This is a genomic window from Micromonospora sp. C51, from assembly GCF_018070435.1.
In the GTDB taxonomy this organism is placed as follows: Bacteria; Actinomycetota; Actinomycetes; order Mycobacteriales; family Micromonosporaceae; genus Micromonospora; species Micromonospora sediminimaris.
On sequence record NZ_JAGPXQ010000026.1, the window covers coordinates 44,779 to 64,069 of the forward strand.

The following is a 19,291-nucleotide window of genomic DNA, read 5'->3' on the forward strand; positions in this document are numbered from 1 at the left end:
CCGATCCGCCATCGTCCGCACGCGGGATCAGGCGCGGCTGATCGCGTTGGCGTGGATCGCCTCAGCCAGGTACTCCGTGAGCCCGGGAGCCTTCGCCTCGTAGTGCGCGGTGAACCGTTCGTCGGCGAGGTACAGGTCGGCCAGACCGGTGTGGATCTCGTACGAGCACTCGTAGAACCAGCGGCTGATCTGCTGCCGGTGCTCCTCAGCCAGCTCCATGGCCGCCGGCCCGTCGGCCGGCGCGCCCGAGGCCATCAGCGCCACGATCCGCCGCCCCCAGTCCTCGGTCTCGGCCTTGAACCGCTGCCAGTCCTGCTTGCTGTAGCTCGACGTCCGCCGGGTCGACTCCCGGTACGCCTCGGTGCCGCCCCACCGCTGCTCCGCCTCCTCGGCGTGCGCGTCCGGGTCGAAGTCCCCGAAGACCTCGAACCGCTCCTGCGGGGTCAGTTGGATGTTCATCTTGCTCGCCTCCATCGCGAATTCGATCGCCGCGACCATCTCCTGAAGGCGCTTGATCCGCACCGTCAACAGCTCGTGCTGGCGGCGCAGGTGCGCTCCCGGTTCGCACGACGGGTCGTCGAGGATCACGGCGATCTCGTCCAACGGGAACCCCAGCTCGCGGTAGTACCGGATCAGCTGCAACCGCTCCAGGTCCGCCTCGGAGTAGCGGCGGTAGCCCGCGCCGCTACGCCCGCTCGGCGTCAGCAGACCGATCTCGTCGTAGTGGTGCAGCGTCCGGACTGTCACGCCGGCGAGCTTCGCCACCTGACCAACCGTGTGGGCCATGGTTCCCCCTTTCCGGAACCACGGTCCCGCCTGCCGTTACGTGAGGGTCAAGCCAGATTCTGCGACGCCGGACACCCCCGGCGGGTCGGCCTTCACCAGGACGGTACGCAGCTCGGCCAGGCCGGTCGGGCGACCGTAGCGGTAACCCTGCCCCTGCATGCAGCCGATCGCGGCCACGGCCTCGTGCTGCCGCTCGGTCTCCACCCCCTCGGCCACCACGCTCAGGTCGAACGCGCCGGCCAGCCGGGTCACCATCTCCACCGTCGCGTACGCCCGGGCGTCCTCGGGGATCCGGGCCACGAACGACCGATCGATCTTCAACTCGGTCGCCGGGATCCGGTGCAGGTAGCTCAGCGACGAGTACCCGGTGCCGAAGTCGTCGATGGCGATCCGGATACCCAACTCGCGCAGCTGCCTCAACCGGTCCAGCACCGCGTCGCTGCCCTCGATCAGCGCCGACTCGGTCAGTTCCAGGGTCAGTGCTCGGGGCGCCAGTCCGGCGCCCGCGGTGGCCTCGGTGACGGTGGCGATCAGGTCGGGGCGGCGCAGGTGCGACGCGGCGATGTTCACCGCGACCGTCGCCGACGGAACGTGGTCCTGCCAGGTGGCCGCCGCCCGGCACGCCTCGTGGATGACCCACCTGTCGATCGGCAGGATCAGCCCGGTCTCCTCGGCCAGCGGCAGGAACCGGGCCGGGCTGAGCACGCCCAGCCGGGGATGTCGCCACCGAACCAACGCCTCCGCGCTGCGCACCGCCCCGGTGGCCAGGTCCACGATCGGTTGGAACTCCAGGTGCAACTGCTCCTCGTCGACGGCCCGCCGCAGGTCGGCGATCAGCTCGGCCCGGCTCACCGCCGACTCCCGCAGCCCCTGCGTGCACCGTCGGTACGCGGATTTGCCGGCCGCCTTCGCCGCGTACATCGCGATGTCCGCATCGCGCAGCAGGTCCGTGTGCGAGATGTGCTGGGGCCCGTACTCGGCGATGCCGATGCTGGCCGACGGGTGCACCCCGACCAGTTCCTCCCCGGGCGATGGTTGCAGCGCCGCCAACAACCGCTCGGCCAGTCGTTCCGGCGCCAACGGCCGCCCGTCGGTGACCAGCACCGCGAACTCGTCACCACCGATCCGGGCGATCATGCCGTCGTCACCGACCGCCCGACGCATCCGCCGGGACAGGCCGGACAGCAGCGTGTCGCCGGTGGTGTGCCCGAACCGATCGTTCACCTGCTTGAACCCGTCCAGGTCCAACAGCAGCACGGCCACCCGGTCGGTGCCGCGCAGCGCACCACGCAGTCGGCGGGTGAACTCCAGCCGGTTGGGCAGCCCGGTGAGCTGGTCGACGTAGGCGAGCTTGCGTAGCTGCACCACCAGACGCAGGTTCTCGTTGGCCGCCAGGCCCTGGCGAAGCGCCAGCATGGCCAACAACGCCATCATCGCCAGGAAGATCGGCATCGGAGTGTGACCGCTGGCGTCGCGGGCCAGCATGGTCGCCACGATCGCCCCGCCCACCGGCAGGTAGGGCAGCACCACCCGCCACCACGGCGGCAACGGCGCCTCCCCGGCCTCTTCGACAGCGCCGTGGTCCCGAGGTGGGGGCATCCGGGTCGCCACCACGATCAGCAGGTAGCTCAGCGGCCAGAGCACGTCGACCGGGGTGCCGGGCTGGTAGGTGCCGGCGGCCACCAGGGACACGTAGACCGTGTCGGCCACCGCCCGTACCGTCAGGCCCACGCCGAGCAGCGCCATCGGCCGCCACACCGGCCGGCCCGGGCCGACCACCGCGACCAGGATGGTCAGCTGCATCAGGTCGAACATCGGGTACAGCAGGCCGGCGGTGCGTAGCGGCTCGTCCAGATCGGCCAGACTGACGTTGCGGAAGATCAACAGCCAGCCGATCGGAATCAGCGCCAGCCCGACGATCACCCCGTCGAGCAGGGTCCGGGCCCGACCCACCGTGGTACGCGGCGCGGTGACCGAGCAGAACAGCGCGGCGGTGCCGGTCAACAGGCTGACCGCGAAGATCAACCCGATGGGCAGGGTGTGTGGCAGGCTATCCCCGATTAGGCGCTGGGACGTCCACAGTGCTCGGCCGGCCAGCGACAACGCCATGGTGGCGGCCAGCAGCAGCCAGAACCGGCGCAACGTCGCCGGGTGCCGGCGGGCCGCCGCGACGCAGGCCACCGCGGCCCAGCCCGCCACGGTGAGCGCACCCAGATCGCTGACCAGCGCGCCGGCGGGCAGCCCCAGCATCAACCAGAGCGCCTCGACCGCGACGACGACACCGGCACCGACCAGCCCCACCCGGCCGACCCGGTCCGTTCCGGGCGAGCGCGCGGCAGCCCGCTCGATGTCCTTTCGCGACACAGCGATCGCTCCGGCTCTCTCTCGTGCGTACACCCTCGACGGCGAGGTCCTGCCCTGGCAAACCCCGAAAGCCTAGCCACGCCCGCAGCCACCCCGCCAGATCCACCGGTAGGCAAGTCCACAACCTTTGGTTCGCCGGGCACCACCTGGTCTCACGCCGACCGCCTCGCGACTCGCCCGGCTGCGGCGATGCGGGCAGCGCCCCGCTCGCGGTCGCCCCGCTGTATGCCCTGTCGCGCCCGCCCACTGCCCGGGGCCGCGCCTTCCGCTCCACCCCACCGGCCACACCCCACTCCAACACGGAGCGTGACGCGCTGCGGCCATGACAGCGCATCACTAAGCGTGACCGTCCGGCCCGCCACCGACAATGCTGTCTGCCGCCTTTGCTCTGCTTACCTATACGCAACCCCACGTTGAGCTGGCCTTACCGGCGAGACACCGGGTTGACGCCAGTTACTCAGTGCAACCGATGCGTATAGTGAAGCAGAGCAAAGGGGCCGAAGGTGAGGTTGTCACCGTGGCGGGAGGCGGTTACCGTACGCTATCGACGGTCGGGGGTCCGGCTCTGCGCTGGGTGAGTTGTCGGGGCGGGTGGTCCGTCGGGGCGGGCCTTCCGTTCACGCCCATTCTTCGTCGGGCGCCGCCGCTGCGGTCACGGGTGGACCGCCGTGGGTCCACGGGGTCTCCTCGACGGCCGGAAATGCCGCACCCGGCACGTAGGCATCGCTCAACGTGGTGTAGCAGAGCCGCTCCCCGACTTCCGGCACGCTGCCCGGGCTGGCCTTCAGGCCGCGTCCCATCCCGCCGGACAATTCCAACACCACCTCGGTCTTGCCGTCGGCCGTCGGGGTGACGAACACCGTCCGCGCCTTCTGCCCGGGACGGGACGGGCTGGACAGGGTCGCGCCGACCGGCACCAGCACCGGGTCGGTGGTCATCAACTGGATGCGCGGACGCAGCACCGGCCGTCGGCCACTGTCGTCGACCCGGGTCGGGTCGGCCAGCAGCACCTCGCCGACGAACGCCTCGCCGGTCAGCCGGTACTCCGCCATCACCAGTGGGTCGTCGTAGGCGCGCTGCACCGCGTAGGTCGCGGCGGCCCGCTCCAGGCGGTGCAGCCGGGCCGCGGCGGCCACCGCACCGTCCCGGCGCGGCTGCGGCGCGCCGTCGGAGTCGAGGTGGTCGGCGTGGGCGGTGAAGGCGTCCCGGTCGCCGTCCCACCGCCCGGCCACCCGGGCACCGGGCGGCAGGGCACGCAGCAACCCCAGGCCGCGCCACATCAGCTCCCAGGTGGGCGTCAGCTGGTCCCGGAGCAGCCGCTCCAGCTCCGCGTACGCCTCGACGCGCGTCGCCTCGTCGTCGGCGGCAGCGTACGCCTCGATGGCCGGGGCCAGCAGCCGGTTGTCGAACTCGGGATCGGTGGCGGGGCCGGCCGGCGGGCAGAGCGACGGGTCCTCGGCCCGGACGGCGGCCTCGGCACCGGAGAGCCCGGCCGGCGGGGCGATCCAGCCCAGCAGTGCCGGCAGGTGCAGATCCTCGACCGCGCTCTGCCCGGTCGCCCAGTGCAGCGTCAACGCCTGCGTCATCGCCACCAGCGCCGACGAGCCGGGATGCTCGGCCCGTTCGGCGAAGAAGGTCAGCCAGCGGCCCAGCAGTGGCACCTGCGGCGGTACCGGATACTCGCCGTCGACCCGACGGAACCGGGTGGACCGACCGAGCAGCCGCAGGAACGTCACCCCCGCCGGGTTCGGCACCAGCAGCTGCGGGGCGTCGAGGTACCGGTACCGGACGTCCCGGCCCCGGTCCACGGCGACCGCCTCGTTCGCCGTGCGATGTGCGTCCACGTACGGCAGTACGATCGCGGCCAGTCGCTGCTCGGCGGCGAACGCGAACCGCTGGTCCCGGTTTCGTGGCTGCGGCACGATCAACAGGCGCCCCTCACCGGGTGCCGAGCCGACCATCGCGGCGAGCGGAGCGTTGGCCTCCCCCGCCATCGCCAGCGGTACCAGCACCAGAGGTCGCCTCGACAGGTGCAGATGCCGCACGGTGGCCACCGGTTGGGCGACCCCCGTGGCCACCGCCTGCGCCGCCGCCAGCGCCCGCAACGTACTCATGCGCTGGCGAGGGCGTCGGCGCGCAGACGGGCCGCGGTCCGCAGCAGCGCGGCGGCCTCCGCCCGTTCCGGGTCCGTGGCGGTTTCCCCACCGGCGAGCGCCAGCACCTCGGCGACGTCGGCGATCCCGCCCAGCGCCTCGCGGACCGGGCGGCCGAGCGCCCCGGTCTGCCCCTGCGCCTCGTGCCGGCAGAGGTACGCCAGCTCGCAGCTGGCCAGGCAGTCGGGGGCGTACCGGGCCGGCACCCGGGCCAGCGAACTGGCCAGGGCCGCCGGATCGGCGGCCGGATCGGCGGTGAAGTCGGCCGGGACGCCCGCCAGCAGCGTGTCGAGCCGGTCCATCCGGTCCAGTTGCCGGCGTACCACAAGCAGTTGCCGGCGGACGTCGAGCAGGTGCGCGACCGGCGCGTTGCTGAAGTCCCGGGGGCAGACCAGCACCACCTCGTGCGACACCAGCTGTGGGTCGTGGCCCCGGGCGGTGAGCAGTTCCCGCAGGGCCAGCACGTAGACGGCGGACTGCACCGCCGCGCCGGCCAGCTTCGCCGGGTCGGCCTGGCCGTCGATCACCGGGAACGACTTGATCTCGACCACGTGAAACCGGCCGCCCAGCCGGGCGGCCACCAGGTCCGGCTCCAGGTGTACCCGCTGCCCGGCGACCGACAGGCCGAGCATCGGATGGTCGAACAGCGCCGCCGGTTCATCGGCAGGCGACAGCGCCTCGGTGAGCAGGGTCGCCGAGCGTCTGGCCCGGGTGGCCGGGTCGTCGCCGGCATCGAGGTCCGTCCAGCGGGCCGCCGCCGGCACCGGTACGCCCAGCCGCTCCGCGACCAGTCGCAGCAGCTCGGCCCCACCGTCGGCCTTCACCTGTGCCTCGAACATGTTGCCCCGGGTGATGGCGAAGCGGGACTGCCCGAACCGGGCGGGAAAGCCGACCCGCTCGGCCAGCGCCGGCTTGTCCACCCCCGCACCGTCCAGGACCGCCCGGCGGTTGCAACCCGGGTTGCCGGTCAGCGCGGCGATCGTACGGGCGTTGTGTCGTTTCGGCGGTGCGTCGCCCCGGATCGCGGCCAGTCGCTGCTCGGTGTCCGTCACGACAGGCCACGATAGCCGTGGACCGTCCGTGCCGCCGCGGTCAGCCGGCCGTGGCGCTGGTCTCCTCGGGCAGCCAGATCGGCTGCCAGTCGGGCACCTCGTGGAAGCGACGCAGCTCGGCCCACCCGGACACGATGCCGGACCAGGCCGCGTACGGGGGGTTCTGCTCGTCGAAGCCGCTCTGCACGAAGGTCAGCTTGGTCTTCCCCTCGGACTCGGCCAACTCCCAGCTGGTGACGCCGTTCGGTCCCCAGTCGATGGACATCCTCCGGCCCGGCTCCAGGTCGACCACCTTCGCGGCGAAGCCGCTGTCGAAGCCACCCATCGCGTACCGGCCGCCGACCCAGGGCTCGATCCCGATCGGGTAGCCGAACCAGGCGCTGGCCTGCTCGGAGTCGGTCAGGGATTCCCACACCTTGGCGGCCGGCGCGGCGATCTCGATCTCGCCACGGAAGTCGGCGCTGGTGAAGTCCGTCCTGGGCAGCAGCGGCTGGCCAGCCAGGTGCGCCTCCAGGTTGGCGATGGTGAGCGCCCAGTAGGTCTGGAGGACGCCCCGGATGCTGGTGCCGTTGACCACGTCGTTGAAGTCGAAGTGGGTCTGCGACAGCCGCAGCACGGTGGCGTCCGGCCCGTCCGCGCTCAGCGTGATCTCGGTGGTGGTCTCCACCCCGTCGAGCAGCCAGCCGAAGCGCAGCCGGTCGTCGTCGGCATGCAGCACCCGCTGATGTGGAGCGTCGCCCTCGGGCGTGTAACGGCCCCAGAATTCGTACCGCTCGGGCAGCTCGACCTCGGCGTGCTCGGCCAGCCAGACGCGCAGCTCGGCGGGGTCGGTCAGGGCCTGGCGCACCCGCGCGATCGGCACGGCGAGGCGGGCGGCGATGGTCATCGGTTCAGTCACGGTCGGTCCCCTTCGGGTAGCAGGCCACGGCGAGCTTGAAGGCGTCTCCCGCGGCGCCGCCGTAGCGCGTGAACAACTCCTGTAGCGCGGACTGCAGGTCGTGCAGAAACTCCTGCCGGCGTTCGGCCGGCACGCGGATCTCGCCGGAAACGCCGATCGACGGCAGTTCCGGGGCGGAACGGTCCAGGGCGGCGACGTCGGCCTGGACCTCCTCCATCAGGTCCAGCAGGTAGCCCAGGCTCAGCTCGTCGCGGGCGCGGCGCAGCCCGATCCGGCCGACCAGGCGCGGTGAGAGCCAGTACGACCGGGCGGCTGCCTGGTAGATGCCTTCGGTGATGCCGCGGACCTTGCGCTTGTCGACCTGCTCGACCAGCCCGGCCGCGACGAGTTGCTTGACGTGGTAGTAGACGCGCTGTGGCGTCTGCTCCAGCCGGGCGGCCACCTCGGTGCAGGTGCGTGGCTCGGCCAGCTGCCGCAGGATCTCGACGCGCTGCGGTTTCAGCAGCACCTCGGCCTGCTCGATCTGCTCCAGGTACAGGACATCTCTCATGGCAAAATCAGTTTGTACGTAAAAAACTTCCTTGTCAATAGCATCGAGAAAGGCCGCGCCGGCAACTTCCGGCGCGGCCGCACTCAGTCGCGAGGCGCCCCGGTCAGGGCAGCCAGTCCGGGCGCAGCGGGTAGCCGTTCACCGCGTCCGGGCCGTTGCGCGTCGCCACCACCTGATGCAGCTGGATGCCGTTCCGCTCGAACGCCAGCCGGGAACCGGCCATGTAGAGCCCCCACACCCGGGCGGTGCCCGCACCCACCTCGGCGACACAGAAGTCCCAGTGCTCCACCAGGTTGCGGCACCAGGCAGCGAGGGTCAGCGCGTAGTGCTGGCGCAGGTTCTCCTCGTGGTGCACCTCCAGCCCCGCATCGTGGATCTCACTGATCACCCGCCCCGGACCGGCCAGCTCACCGTCCGGAAAGACGTACCTGTCGATGAACGCCCCGGAACGGTGCGGCGCCCGGTTGTCCGCCCGGGTGATGCAGTGGTTGAGGAGCCGGGCCCCCGGGCGCAGCCGATCCCGCAGGAACCCGAAGTAGGCCGGATAGTTGCGGACTCCGATGTGCTCGGTCAGGCCGATCGAGGAGACCGCGTCGAACTGCTCGGGCGGAGCGTCGCGGTAGTCCAGGTGCCGCACCTGCGCCAACCCGGCCAGCCCCTCCCGCTCGATCGCCGCCTGCGCCCACTGCGCCTGCGCCCGCGACAGCGTCACCCCGAGCGCCTTGACGCCGTACTCCCGGGCCGCGTGCCGGACCATGCCGCCCCAGCCGCAGCCCACGTCCAGCAGCCGCATCCCCGGCCGCAGCGCGAGCTTGCCGGCGACCAGGTCGTACTTGTTCGCCTGCGCCTGCTCCAACGTGTCGTCCGGGCTGCGGTACACCGCGCAGGTGTACGTCATCGACGAGCCGAGCACCCGCTCGTAGAACGCGTTCGACACGTCGTAGTGGTGCGAGATGGCGCTGCTGTCGCGGATACGCGAGTGCCGCAGGCCAGCCACGATCCGCTTCCAGCGCGGCCGGGCCTCCTGCGGCGGCGCCGGCGGCGGCAGCAGCCGCTCCCAGCCCAGCTCGCGCACCAGCGCCAACCCGTCGGCCAGCGCCGGAGCCCGCATCCGCACCCCACCGAGCACCCGCAACGCCTCGTACGGGTCGCCCGGGTGGACTCCCTCCAGGGTCAGGTCACCGCTGACGTAGGCACGTGCCATGCCCAGGTCACCCGGCGCGGTGAGCAGGTAGGACAGCCCGCGCTCGGAGCGGATCGACAGGGTGATCCCGGCGTCGGCCGGGCCGATGGAGCTGCCGTCGTACGCGCTGACGCGCACCGGCAGGGGGCCTGAGGTCACCGCCCGGACGATGTCCGCCACGGTAGACCCACGCCGCCGGCCCCCCGGGGGCGGCGTGGCGGGAGCGCCTGCCGCTCCCTGGCTTCGGTCGGTGAGACTCATGCCGGCACTCCGCTTCCCTCGCTCATGCTCGTGCAACCGCCTTCTCGTACAGTCCGGTCAGCCGATGCTCCGGGTCGTACCGCTCCCGCACGGCGCGCCATGTCCCGCCGCCGTAGAGCCGGTCGAACGCATCCCGGTCGTAGTACGCGTCGGAATAGAGCGACTTGTGCCCGCCCGCCTCCGACACCGCGCGCTCGATCTCCCGGTTGACGTCGCCGTCGGCGGCGCCCTCAGCGATCGGCACGCTCCCCCAGAACCCGATGTTGACGTAGTCCTGCCCCGGCCGTAGCGGATACAGCGGCCAGGACCGGGCCGATCCCGGGCCGCCCGGCTCGCGCAGCCGCAGCGGACACAACCACACCGGCGTCATCCCGACGTTCGCGGCGAACCAGTGCAGGAACTCGGCGGTGCGCTCCAGTGGGACCTCCACGTCCTGCACGACCCGTTCCCGAGCCGGCTGGCCGCGCCACCTGTCGATCCGGGCGGCGACCTGGTGCCGGTGCTCCAGGCGCACGATTCGGTGGTAGACGTCGCTGCGTCGCCACCTCGCCGGCCACAACCGCCGCACCACCGGATGCTGCGCGCCGAACGCCGCCGAGCACCAGAACCAGTCGGTGTCCCAGCGCCACAGGTAGTCGTGGACGGTCAGCGCGTCGTGCGGTCGCTGGCGCAACGAGCGGTAGTAGATCTCCTGGCCGGTGTAGTCGGAGACCGTCGGCACGTCGTCGGTGAAGCTGCCCAGCACGAGGTACGCCTCATCGGGGCTGAACATCACCCCGTCCATCGCGTCGACGCTCGCGCCGGCCCACCGGCGGGTCGCGGTGATCTCGCCGATCGCCTCGGTCAACGCGGTCAGGTTGGTGAACCTGAGGTTGCGCAGGGCCAGGTACCGGCGGACCGGTTGCAGCTCGATCCTCAGCCGGGTGGCGTACCCGAGACTGCCCAGCGAGTTGGGGAAGGCCGCGTACAGGTCGGCGTGTGGGCCGTCGGGCCGGGCGGTGACCACCTCACCGGCGCCGGTGAGCACGTCCAGCTCGGTCACCGACTCGTGCGGCAGTCCGTTGCGGAACGAGGTCGACTCGATGCCCAGCCCGGTCACCGCCCCGCCGAGGGTGATGGTGCGCAGCTGGGGCACCACCAGTGGCATCAGGCCGTACGGCAGGGTCGCGGCGACCAGCCGTTCGTAGGTGCACATGCCCTGCACGTCGGCGGTGCGGGCGGCCGGATCGACGCCCAGCACCCCGCCGAGACCGCTGACGTCCAGGCCGGAGGTGGGGGCGCTGCGCGGACGGAACAGGTTGGAGGTGCGCTTGGCCAGCCGCACCGGCTGGCCGGGTGGCACCGCCGCATACGACCGTCGCAGCTGAGCCACCGCCAGGTCATGATCACGCACGGCGTGCATGGGATCACTTTACGCGTACTGAGAGCGCCCGGCGGGATGTCCATCGGGGGCGTTTCGCACCGGATCAGGGTTGGACGCCGGGGGTGACTGGTCGCCGCCGCGCACCGTGGGACAGGATGCCGGGATGTCGGAAACCGATGGATCGGGCACCGTCTACGGCAACCGCCGCCCCGCCGGGCTGCCCCGCGATCCGCTACTGGTCACGGCGCTGGCGGTCGGACTGGTCGGCGTACTGCTGGGGGTGCTGTTCGCCACCGGCGTGCTCGGCGGCGAGCAGCCGCAGCCGACGCCGACGGTGGCCGCCCCCGCCCCGAGCACGGTGCAGGCCAGCCCGACCGAGAGCGCACCGGAACCCAGCCCCACCCCGTCCGAGCCGTCCCCCACACCGAGCCGCAGCGAGGATCCGGACGCGATCACCGGGCCGAAGGTGTTCCGTGGGGTCGGTTCCGGTCTCTGCCTCGGCCTCGACGGTGACGGTGAGCGGGCCGTCGCCAAGCTGGCCGACTGCAGCGGCGGGCCGGAGCAGCAGTGGGTGGTCAATGCCTTCGGCCCGGACACGGTGACGCTTACCAACGCCGCCCACAACCAGTGCCTCGACGTCGAGGGCGGCAGCGGTGACGACGGTGCCCGGTTGCAGCAGTTCGGCTGCCACGGCGAGGGCAACCAGCAGTGGCGGCTACGACCTGTCGACGGCGGTGCGACCGTGCTGGTGGCCGCGCACAGCGGCAAGTGCGCCCAGGCCCGCGACGGTGGCGCCGGGGCCGACATCGTCCAGGCCCCCTGCGACGGCAACCCGGCCCAGCGCTGGACGCTTCAGTAGCGGCGCAGGGCGCGTAGCTCGTTCAGGTGTCGGGGCAGGTGCACGCGGGTGTGCAGGTCGATCGTGCGGCCCCACGGCAGCGGCTCGTCGATGACGAGTTCGAACCCCTCGCGGAGGTGCGTCTCGACCGGGGTGTCCGCCGCCGCACCGAGCCGCGCCACCAGCGCCACAAGTTGGTCACTGGTGGCGCGCAGCCGGGCGGCGAGCCCGTCGAGGCCGCCGCACTCGGCGGCCAGTTCGTCCAGTTCCGGCCGGTGGACCTCGTCCAGGTCGTAGAAGGCGTACGGCGCGCCGGCCAGCACCGCCTCAGTGGCCTCGCGCATCAGCTCGTCGCTGGCGACCAGGTGCGCCACGACCTGCTCGGCGCTGTACCGGTCGGGCGGAGGCGGCCCGAACCCGCCCGCGTCGACCTCGGCCAGCACCGCGTCGTACGCCCGCCGCAGCCCGTCGACCTCCACCCGGCCGAGCTTAGTCCGCGTTTCATGAGACCGTGCCCGGCTACCGGACTCAGACGGCGACCGGCCGCGTTGGAGGTCTGTCCGGATACAACACCGGTATCCGGACAGACCTCCGCCTGGCCGGACCACCGCCTGAGCCTCGGCTCGCTCGGGCGAGCCTCATGAAGCGCGGACTAGCGGCGGCCCCGCCGGGCCCGCAGGTAGTCGCTGACCACGTACTCGCCGAGGTCGTCGGCGTCCGGGGTGAAGACCCGTCCACCGCTGCGTCGGGCCACCGCGTCGACGAACCGGCGCAGGCCGGGATCGTCGCCGAGCATGAAGAGGTTCAGGGTGGCCCCGTAGCGGCCGAGCCGGTCCACCTCCCGGACCGTCGCCTCGATCGTCTCCGGTGACGACGGCCAGGCGAACAGCGCCTCACCGTCGTCCGGGTCCAGGTGGGCGGTCGGTTCCCCGTCGGTGACCACCAGCACCACCGGCTCCGCGTCCGGATGACGCCGCAGGTGCCGGCCGGCCAGCCGCAACGCGTGTTGCAGGTTGGTCCCCTGCATCATGTCCGGCTCGACGGCGGCCAGTTCCTGCTGGGTCAGCGTCTCCGCCCGCCGGCCGAACCCGATGATCTGCAACGCGTCCTGCGGGAACCGGGTGGCCATCAGGTGCGCCAGGGCCAGCCCGGTCTGCTTCATCGGCCCCCACCGACCCTGCGAGATCATCGAGTACGACAGGTCGACGCAGAGCGCCACCGCCGCCGACGCCCGCCGCTCGGTCTCGACCACTTCGAAGTCCTCGACGGCCAGTTGCACCGGGACCCCGGGACCGGCCCGGCGGACCGCCCGGGTCAGGGTCCGCACCACGTCCAGCGGCTGCTCGTCGCCGTACTCCCAGGGCCGCGACGCCCCGGTCACCTCGCCGGCCGCCCCGGCCGAGCGCAGGTCGTGCTGACCACGCGGACCGGCGGTCAGCTCGGCGAAGACCTGGCGCAGCGCGGTGCCGCCGAGGCGACGCAGCGCCTTCGGACTCAACGTCAGACCTTCGGCGTCACGGGTCACCCAGCCCTGTCGGCGCAGCTCCCGCTCCAGCTCCCGCAGGCGGCGTACGTCGTCGGCCGCGTCGCGGCCCAGCGTCCGGGCCACCGCGTCGACGTCGATGTCGTCCAGGGTCGCCCCGGGGTGTGCCTGGCCCAACTGGTCGAGCAGGTCGTCCAGTTCGGCGATCTCGTCGAGCGCCCCGGTCGCCTCGCCGTAGCCCAGCGGCTGGCCACCCTGCGTCCGCTCACCCCGCCCCCAGCGCAGGTCGGGCCGGAGCGCCCGCAGGTTCCCCTCCAACGCGGCCAGCTCACCGGCGAGCCGGTCACCGAGGGACTCGCGCATCAGCCCGGCCAGTTCCTCCCGCTGCCGCTCCGACAGCGAGTTCATCAGCCGCTGGCCGGCCGCCGATCGGCGGGCCAGGATGTCGATCAGTTCGTCCACGTCGCGCGGGTGTTCCGGGAAGAAGTCGCCGTGCCGGCGCATGAACTCGGCGAACGCGTCGGTGGTGTCCTCGGCGCGGGCGTGCCGGGCCAGCAGGGCGTTGAGGTCCCGCATCATCTCGGCGACCTGCTCCTGCACCGCCGGGTCGCCGGCCAGCCGCGCCGAGTCGCGCAGCCCGGCGAAGCGCTGGCCGAGCACGTCGTCGCGCAGCCCGTCGAGGATCCGCTGGTAGGTCTGCCGGGCCTCGTCGCTCGCCCACCGGTAGTCGGACAGGTCCCGCACCGCCTGCGCGGTCGAGCGGGGGAGATCGTCAAGCACCGTCTCGGCGAACCGGGCCGCCTCGTCGTCGCGGCGGGCCAACTCGTCCCGCTCGGCGGCCAGCGCCTGATCGAGCAGCGCCCGCGCCCGGGTCACCGCCCCGTCGAGCTCACCCCGGCGCAACGCCTCGCGGCGCAGCCGGCGGGCGCGGGCGGTCAGCCCGTCCAGCCCACCACGCCCCTGCGGGCCCCGGCGCAGCAGATCCCGCAGCGCGTCCCGGAGGCTGCCGCCGGCCAGCACCTCCGCGCCGACCTGGTCCACCGCGGCCTGCACGTCGTACGGGGGCGCGAGCGGATCGGGGCCGCCGCGCCACTGCCCGTACCGGAACCGGTTGCCGGCCATCTCAGTCCCGGCCGCCGTAGCGGGTCCGCCCGCCGTCGGTGACGTCCTTGCCCAGCCGGCGGCTCAGATACAGCCCTTCGAGCACGAACTCGACGGCCGCCGCGGCCTGCCCGGTGGTCGGCGCGTCGCCGATCCCGAGCCGGTCGAGCACCTTGGCCAACCCCGGCACCGTGCCCACCTGACGCAGCAGGTCAGCCGCCGACACCAGCTCCCCGGTCTCGACCGCCTGCCCGTCCTCGACCAGCGCGGTGAAGCCGGACAGGTCCAGCCCGGCCAGTCGGGCCCGGAACGTCTCGGCGGTGGCGGTACGCAGCAGGTGGCCGAGCAGCTCGATCTCCCGGCCCTCCTCGCCGCTCTCGAACTCCACCTTGCCGCGCAGCGTCGACGTCACCGACACCGCGTCGCCCACCCGCGCCACCGCCTCGGCCGACGGCGGCTCCGAGTCGGTGCCCAGCAGGCACGCCCGGCGCAGCGCGGCGGCGGCGACGGTCTCCGCTGCGGCGATGGCGAACCGGGCGGAGACACCGGAACGTGGGTCCACCGACGGCGACTCGCGTACCGCCCGGGCGAACCGGGCCAGCACCTCCAGCACGTGCTCCGGCACCTCGGCGACCAGGTCGGCCTCCTGCCGGATCAGGGCCAGCTCCAGCTCCAGGTCGGTCGGGTAGTGGGTGCGGATCTCCGCGCCGAAGCGGTCCTTGAGCGGGGTGATGATCCGACCCCGGTTGGTGTAGTCCTCCGGGTTGGCGCTGGCGACGAGCAGCAGGTCCAGCGGCAGCCGCAGTTGGTAGCCGCGTACCTGGATGTCCCGCTCCTCCAGCACGTTGAGCAGCGCCACCTGGATCCGCTCGGCCAGGTCGGGCAGCTCGTTGACCGCGAAGATGCCCCGGTTGGTACGCGGCACCAACCCGAAGTGGATCGTCTCGGGGTCGCCGAGCGTACGCCCCTGGGCCAGCCGGATCGGGTCCACATCGCCGATCAGGTCACCCACGCTGGTGTCGGGGGTGGCCAGCTTCTCGCCGTAGCGCATCGAGCGGTGCAGCCAGCCCACCGGCAGGTCGTCGCCGGCCTCGGCGACCAGCGCCCGCGACGCCGGGGTGACCGGATGCAGCGGGTGCTCGTTGAGCACCGAGCCGACGATCACCGGCGTCCACTCGTCCAGCAGCGTCACCAGCGACCGGATCAGCCGGGTCTTGCCCTGGCCCCGCTCGCCGAGCAAGACCATGTCGTGCCCGGCGAGCAACGCCCGCTCGACTTCAGGCAGCACGGTGTCGTCGTACCCGACGATGCCGGCGAACCGTGGCGCGCCGTCCCGCATCCGGGCCCGCAGGTTGTCGCGTAGCTCCTGCTTGACGGTGCGGTAGCGGTGCCCGGCGGCGCGCAGCGCACCGAGCGTGGCGGGCAGGTCGGCCGGCGGGAGCGGCGAAACAGGCGAAGACTCACTCACCCCGCCCACGCTAGCGCGCACCTGCCGCCGTCGACCCCTGTCGACCTGGCATGATCATGAACTCTGCCGGATGAGAAGGAGGCGGTGGTGCTCTCCATCGATCGCGAACCCTGGGAGTCGACCGACGCCGTCCGGCTGCGCGCCGCCCAGCGGACCGAACTCGACGCCCGCTACGGCTGCGACGACCACGAGCCGGGCGAGGAGCCCACGGCCGAGACGGTGAGCGTCTTCCTGATCGCCCGAGACTCCGGCGGCACCGCCGTGGGCTGCGGCGGCCTGCGCTTCCTCGCCGCCGGCTCCGCCGAGATCAAACGGATGTACGTCAGCCCGCCGGCCCGGGGCACCGGCGTCGCGACCGCCATCCTGCGCGCCCTGGAACAGGCCGCCCGCGACGCCGGGGTACGCACCCTGCTGTTGGAGACCGGCACCGCCCAGCCTGACGCGATGCGCTTCTACGAGCGGGAGGGCTACCGGCGCATCGACAATTTCGGGCCGTACCGGGACGAACCGCTATCCGTCTGCTACGCCCGCGACCTGCCGTGACAGCCCGGTCCGCCGCCCACCCCCGTGTCGGACGACGGACCGGGCCACCGGTCACCCCAGGTTGCAGCGACCGCAGACGCCCCGACGACGCAGGTGGTACGCGTACGTCGCGGCACCGAGCGCGAGCCCCCAGAGCGGAAAGAACATCAGCGGGAGACCCGCCGCGCTGAGCCCGCGATCGGGCTGCCAGAACTCCGGGAGGCTCAGCGCGTTCAGGCCGGCGGCGGTGGCCAGGACCACGACCACCGTCGCCGGGATCATGGCCAGCCGCACCGGCACCGGCCGACCGGCCAGCCCGACCATCCAGCCGGGGAATCGCTCACCCCAACGCTGTACCAACCCCAGGGTGAGCACCGCGCCGACGATGGCGAAGGCGCCCAGCCCGAACCCGGCCCAGACGGCGCCGCTCTCCCGCAACTCGGCGAGGTCCTCCCGCGCGAGGCCGAGCGGGATGCCGGCCAGCCAGGCGAACCGGGTCAGCGCGTACCCGACGGGGATCACGGCCGCGATCCAGGCGGCCCAGCGGCCCCAGCGGGCGGCGGATGCCGGAGTGGTCCAGCCCCGGTCGGTGCCGTCGCGGCCACACCCCACGCAGCAACCCGCGGTACGCCGCTGCCACCTCAGCAGCACCCCGCTCAACAGCACACCGCCGCTCACCGCGGCGACGCGAGCGGTCAGCGCCCAGGTGAACACGTCGGCGTAGTCCACCGGCGGCCAGCCGAAGGGCGCACCGATCAGCAGCATCGGCGCGTAGCCGAGCAGGGCCAGCACCTGCACGCCGGGCACCGCCACGGCCAGCACGAACGCGACCGCCCAGCCGTAGCCGAGCAGCAGCACCCGTGGCGGGCCGGTCAGCTCGGCCCTGCGGCTGACCAGGACCAGTGCGGCGGCGGTGAGCAGCATCCCGGCGAAGAACGGCGGCCCGGCCTCCGCCGGGAGCAGCCGGAGCAGGGTCGATTCCCGGTGCGGGTCATCGGCGCCGAACGGGTAGCCGGCGCCGGTGCTGGCGGCCACCAGGGCGAGCAGGCCCCACAGCCCGAGCCAACCGGCCGCGAGTGGGGCGAGCAGGCCGGGACGACGGGTCGTCGCACGGTGCTCGGGTAGGGCTACGTTTGTCATGAACCCAGCCTCGGCTGAGGCACCCGGCCTGCCCTCCCGTACGGCGGTGAACCGTCTCCCCCGCGAGGGGGATCTCAGCCGGCGGGGGTGACGAACCCCGACTCGTACGCGGCGATCACCGCCTGGGTGCGGTCACGCACCCCGAGCTTCGTCAGCACGTTGCCGACGTGCGTCTTCACCGTCTCGACACCCACCACCAGGCGGGCGGCGATCTCCGGGTTGGACAGTCCGGCCGCCATCAGCCGCAGCACCTCTCCCTCCCGTTCGGTGAGCCGGGCCGCCCGCAGCCCGTCGGCGTTCCGCCGCCCGTACGCCCCGACCAGCCGCCGGATCGCGGCCGGGAAGAGCAGCGACTCACCGCGCGCCACCACCCGTACCGCCGCGACCACCTCGGCCGGCCGGGCCCGCTTGAGCAGGAAACCACTCGCCCCGGCGCGCAGCGCGTCGTAGACGTACTCGTCGTTGGCGAAGGTGGTGATGACCAGCACCCGGGGCGGCTCGGCCGAGGTGGCCAGCAACCGCCGGGTGGCCTGGATGCCGTCGATCCCGGGCATCCGCACGTCCATCAGCACCACCTGTGGGCGGTGCCGGGCGACCAGCGGCGGTACCTCCGAACCGTCTGCGGCCTCGGCGACGACCCGCAGGTCCGGCTGGGCGTCGAGGATGGTCCGCAGCCCGATCCGGACCAGTTCGTCGTCGTCGACGATCAACACTGCCACGCTCATCCGTCCGCCCCGATCGGCAGCCACACCCGAACCCGCCATCGTCCTCCGTCCATTTTGGCGGTGATCCGGCCGCCGAGCAGCAGCACCCGCTCCCGCATGCCGATCAGCCCCCGCCCACCACCCGGAACCGCCGCGCTGCCGGACGGCGGCTGAGCCACCCCGTTGACCAGCTCGATCTCCAGACCGTCCGGCGACACGTCCACCCGCAGGGTCACCGGCCCGTGGCCGTGCCGGGCTGCGTTGGTCAACCCCTCCTGCACGATTCGGTAGCCCTCCCGGGAGACCGCCGCCGGCAGGGCGTCCAGCGACCCACTGCTGCGGCTGCGTACCGACGTGCCAGCGGCCCGGGTGTCGGCGATCAGCCCGTCCAGGTCGGACAGGGTCCGCTGGGGCGTACGGGCTGTCGGTTCCCCGGTCTCCCGTAGCAACCCGAGCACCTGGTCGAGATCGTCCATCGCACGCCGAGCGGTCTCCTCGATGGCGGCCAGCGCCCGACGAACGAACTCCGGGTCGCCGTCGAGCACCTCGCGGGCGGCGCCGGCCTGGAGGGTGGCGACGGTCAGCGCGTGGCCGACCGAGTCGTGCAGTTCCCGGGCCAGCCGGTTACGTTCGGCCAGCCGCGTGGCCCGGGCCTCCAGCGCCGCGATCCGCTCGGCCGACGCTGGTCCCAGCAGCGCCGGGGCCATCGACGCGGCAAGCGTACCGAGCCCGGCCACGACGTAACCGAGTGCGACCAGCACGAGCAGCCCGACGAGCGTCAACCAGCCGCTGTCACCGGCGTGGAGCGGCCCGAACCGCTCGGCACCGGTCATTCCGACGTCCACACCGGCCTGCGCGCTGATGAACGCCAACGCCATCGGCACCGCGCTGAACAGCGCGGCCACCACCAGCGCGCCGCTGATCAGGTGCAGTCCGATCCAGAGCGCGGCGCGCAACCGGGTCTCCCGGTCGAGTCGATGACCGGGCAGCGGCTCGGGCAGGTCGACCCCGAGCAGCCCACGGACCGCCGCGATCTCCAGCGCGCGACTACCGCCGAGGAAGATCGGTACGACGGCGATGGTGGCCGCCGGCACCAGCAGCACCAGGACCAGTGGCCGGGGCACCCCGGAGGTGGTGAACAGCTGCGCGAAAGCCACCAGCAGCAACGCGTACGGCAACGCGAGCACGCCACCGAGCAACAGGAACACGCCGCGCCGCCAGGTGGAGGCGGCGACCAACGGACGCAGCGGCGCGGGAGGATTCATCGCCTCATGATGCCGATGCCCGACCGGCCGGTCACCGCCACCTGGGATACGACAGTTCAGGTGGCTGCCACGCCCCGCTTCCGCACCTATACTCGCGGTGAAGCTCCCGCCGCCACGGCCGCTGGCACCTGGCCCACCGGCGACAGCCACGACCCAGCCA

General features: G+C 72.7%; 16 protein-coding genes. 2 read left to right on the top strand and 14 right to left on the bottom strand.

Features of this window, described 5'->3' with window-relative positions:
• Positions 1 to 27: 27 nt before the first annotated feature.
• The 8 genes from KBX50_RS22590 to KBX50_RS22625 all read right to left on the bottom strand — a co-directional run bounded on the left by KBX50_RS22590 (position 28) and on the right by KBX50_RS22625 (position 10,649).
• A complete protein-coding gene (locus KBX50_RS22590) occupies positions 28 to 786 on the bottom strand; it encodes a MerR family transcriptional regulator (RefSeq protein WP_210939551.1) in 759 nt (252 codons plus the stop codon).
• Between the two features lie 36 nt (positions 787 to 822).
• Positions 823 to 3,150: a bifunctional diguanylate cyclase/phosphodiesterase gene (locus KBX50_RS22595; RefSeq protein ID WP_210939553.1), complete on the bottom strand. Its 2,328-nt coding sequence runs from the start codon at positions 3,148 to 3,150 to the stop codon at positions 823 to 825.
• Between the two features lie 617 nt (positions 3,151 to 3,767).
• Positions 3,768 to 5,264 (bottom strand): hypothetical protein, encoded by a 1,497-nt coding sequence (locus tag KBX50_RS22600; protein WP_210939555.1) that lies wholly within the window; start codon positions 5,262 to 5,264, stop codon positions 3,768 to 3,770.
• Entirely contained in the window at positions 5,261 to 6,355 is a 1,095-nt protein-coding gene (locus KBX50_RS22605) for a hypothetical protein (protein ID WP_210939558.1), read from the bottom strand. Before KBX50_RS22605 ends, KBX50_RS22600 begins: the two co-directional genes overlap by 4 nt.
• A gap of 40 nt (positions 6,356 to 6,395) precedes the next feature.
• On the bottom strand, positions 6,396 to 7,253 hold the full coding sequence (locus KBX50_RS22610; RefSeq protein ID WP_210939560.1) for an SRPBCC domain-containing protein: 858 nt from the start codon (positions 7,251 to 7,253) through the stop codon (positions 6,396 to 6,398).
• A complete protein-coding gene (locus KBX50_RS22615; RefSeq protein ID WP_210939562.1) occupies positions 7,246 to 7,803 on the bottom strand; it encodes a helix-turn-helix domain-containing protein in 558 nt (185 codons plus the stop codon). The genes KBX50_RS22610 and KBX50_RS22615 overlap by 8 nt, the downstream gene beginning before the upstream one ends.
• A 103-nt stretch (positions 7,804 to 7,906) precedes the next feature.
• Positions 7,907 to 9,247 (bottom strand): class I SAM-dependent methyltransferase, encoded by a 1,341-nt coding sequence (locus tag KBX50_RS22620; protein WP_210939568.1) that lies wholly within the window; start codon positions 9,245 to 9,247, stop codon positions 7,907 to 7,909.
• 22 nt (positions 9,248 to 9,269) lie between these two features.
• The gene (locus tag KBX50_RS22625) at positions 9,270 to 10,649 is read right to left on the bottom strand and encodes an FAD-binding oxidoreductase (protein ID WP_210939570.1); all 1,380 of its coding nucleotides are present in this window, start codon (positions 10,647 to 10,649) and stop codon (positions 9,270 to 9,272) included.
• Between the two features lie 124 nt (positions 10,650 to 10,773).
• On the opposite strand from KBX50_RS22625, the gene KBX50_RS22630 reads away from it, so the two are divergent.
• A complete protein-coding gene (locus KBX50_RS22630) occupies positions 10,774 to 11,469 on the top strand; it encodes an RICIN domain-containing protein (RefSeq protein ID WP_210939572.1) in 696 nt (231 codons plus the stop codon).
• Here KBX50_RS22630 and KBX50_RS22635 read toward each other — a convergent pair.
• From KBX50_RS22635 to KBX50_RS22645, 3 genes are all read right to left on the bottom strand, one after another.
• The gene (locus tag KBX50_RS22635) at positions 11,463 to 11,927 is read right to left on the bottom strand and encodes a DinB family protein (RefSeq protein WP_210939574.1); all 465 of its coding nucleotides are present in this window, start codon (positions 11,925 to 11,927) and stop codon (positions 11,463 to 11,465) included. The genes KBX50_RS22630 and KBX50_RS22635 overlap by 7 nt on opposite strands.
• Before the next feature lie 173 nt (positions 11,928 to 12,100).
• Entirely contained in the window at positions 12,101 to 14,053 is a 1,953-nt protein-coding gene (locus tag KBX50_RS22640) for a VWA domain-containing protein (RefSeq protein ID WP_210939576.1), read from the bottom strand.
• Between the two features lies 1 nt (position 14,054).
• Positions 14,055 to 15,500: a magnesium chelatase gene (locus tag KBX50_RS22645; RefSeq protein ID WP_374224703.1), complete on the bottom strand. Its 1,446-nt coding sequence runs from the start codon at positions 15,498 to 15,500 to the stop codon at positions 14,055 to 14,057.
• A gap of 84 nt (positions 15,501 to 15,584) precedes the next feature.
• Between KBX50_RS22645 and KBX50_RS22650 the strand changes: the two genes are divergently transcribed.
• Positions 15,585 to 16,043: a GNAT family N-acetyltransferase gene (locus KBX50_RS22650; protein ID WP_374224704.1), complete on the top strand. Its 459-nt coding sequence runs from the start codon at positions 15,585 to 15,587 to the stop codon at positions 16,041 to 16,043.
• Between the two features lie 51 nt (positions 16,044 to 16,094).
• Here KBX50_RS22650 and KBX50_RS22655 read toward each other — a convergent pair whose 3' ends face one another.
• From KBX50_RS22655 to KBX50_RS22665, 3 genes are all read right to left on the bottom strand, one after another.
• On the bottom strand, positions 16,095 to 17,162 hold the full coding sequence (locus KBX50_RS22655) for a hypothetical protein (RefSeq protein ID WP_210939588.1): 1,068 nt from the start codon (positions 17,160 to 17,162) through the stop codon (positions 16,095 to 16,097).
• 74 nt (positions 17,163 to 17,236) lie between these two features.
• Positions 17,237 to 17,887 carry a response regulator transcription factor gene (locus KBX50_RS22660; protein ID WP_210939590.1) on the bottom strand — a complete coding sequence of 217 codons (651 nt, stop codon included), beginning with the start codon at positions 17,885 to 17,887 and terminating at the stop codon, positions 17,237 to 17,239.
• Positions 17,884 to 19,131, bottom strand: a complete 1,248-nt coding sequence (locus tag KBX50_RS22665; protein WP_210939592.1) for a sensor histidine kinase — start codon at positions 19,129 to 19,131, stop codon at positions 17,884 to 17,886. Before KBX50_RS22665 ends, KBX50_RS22660 begins: the two co-directional genes overlap by 4 nt.
• Positions 19,132 to 19,291: the final 160 nt, after the last annotated feature.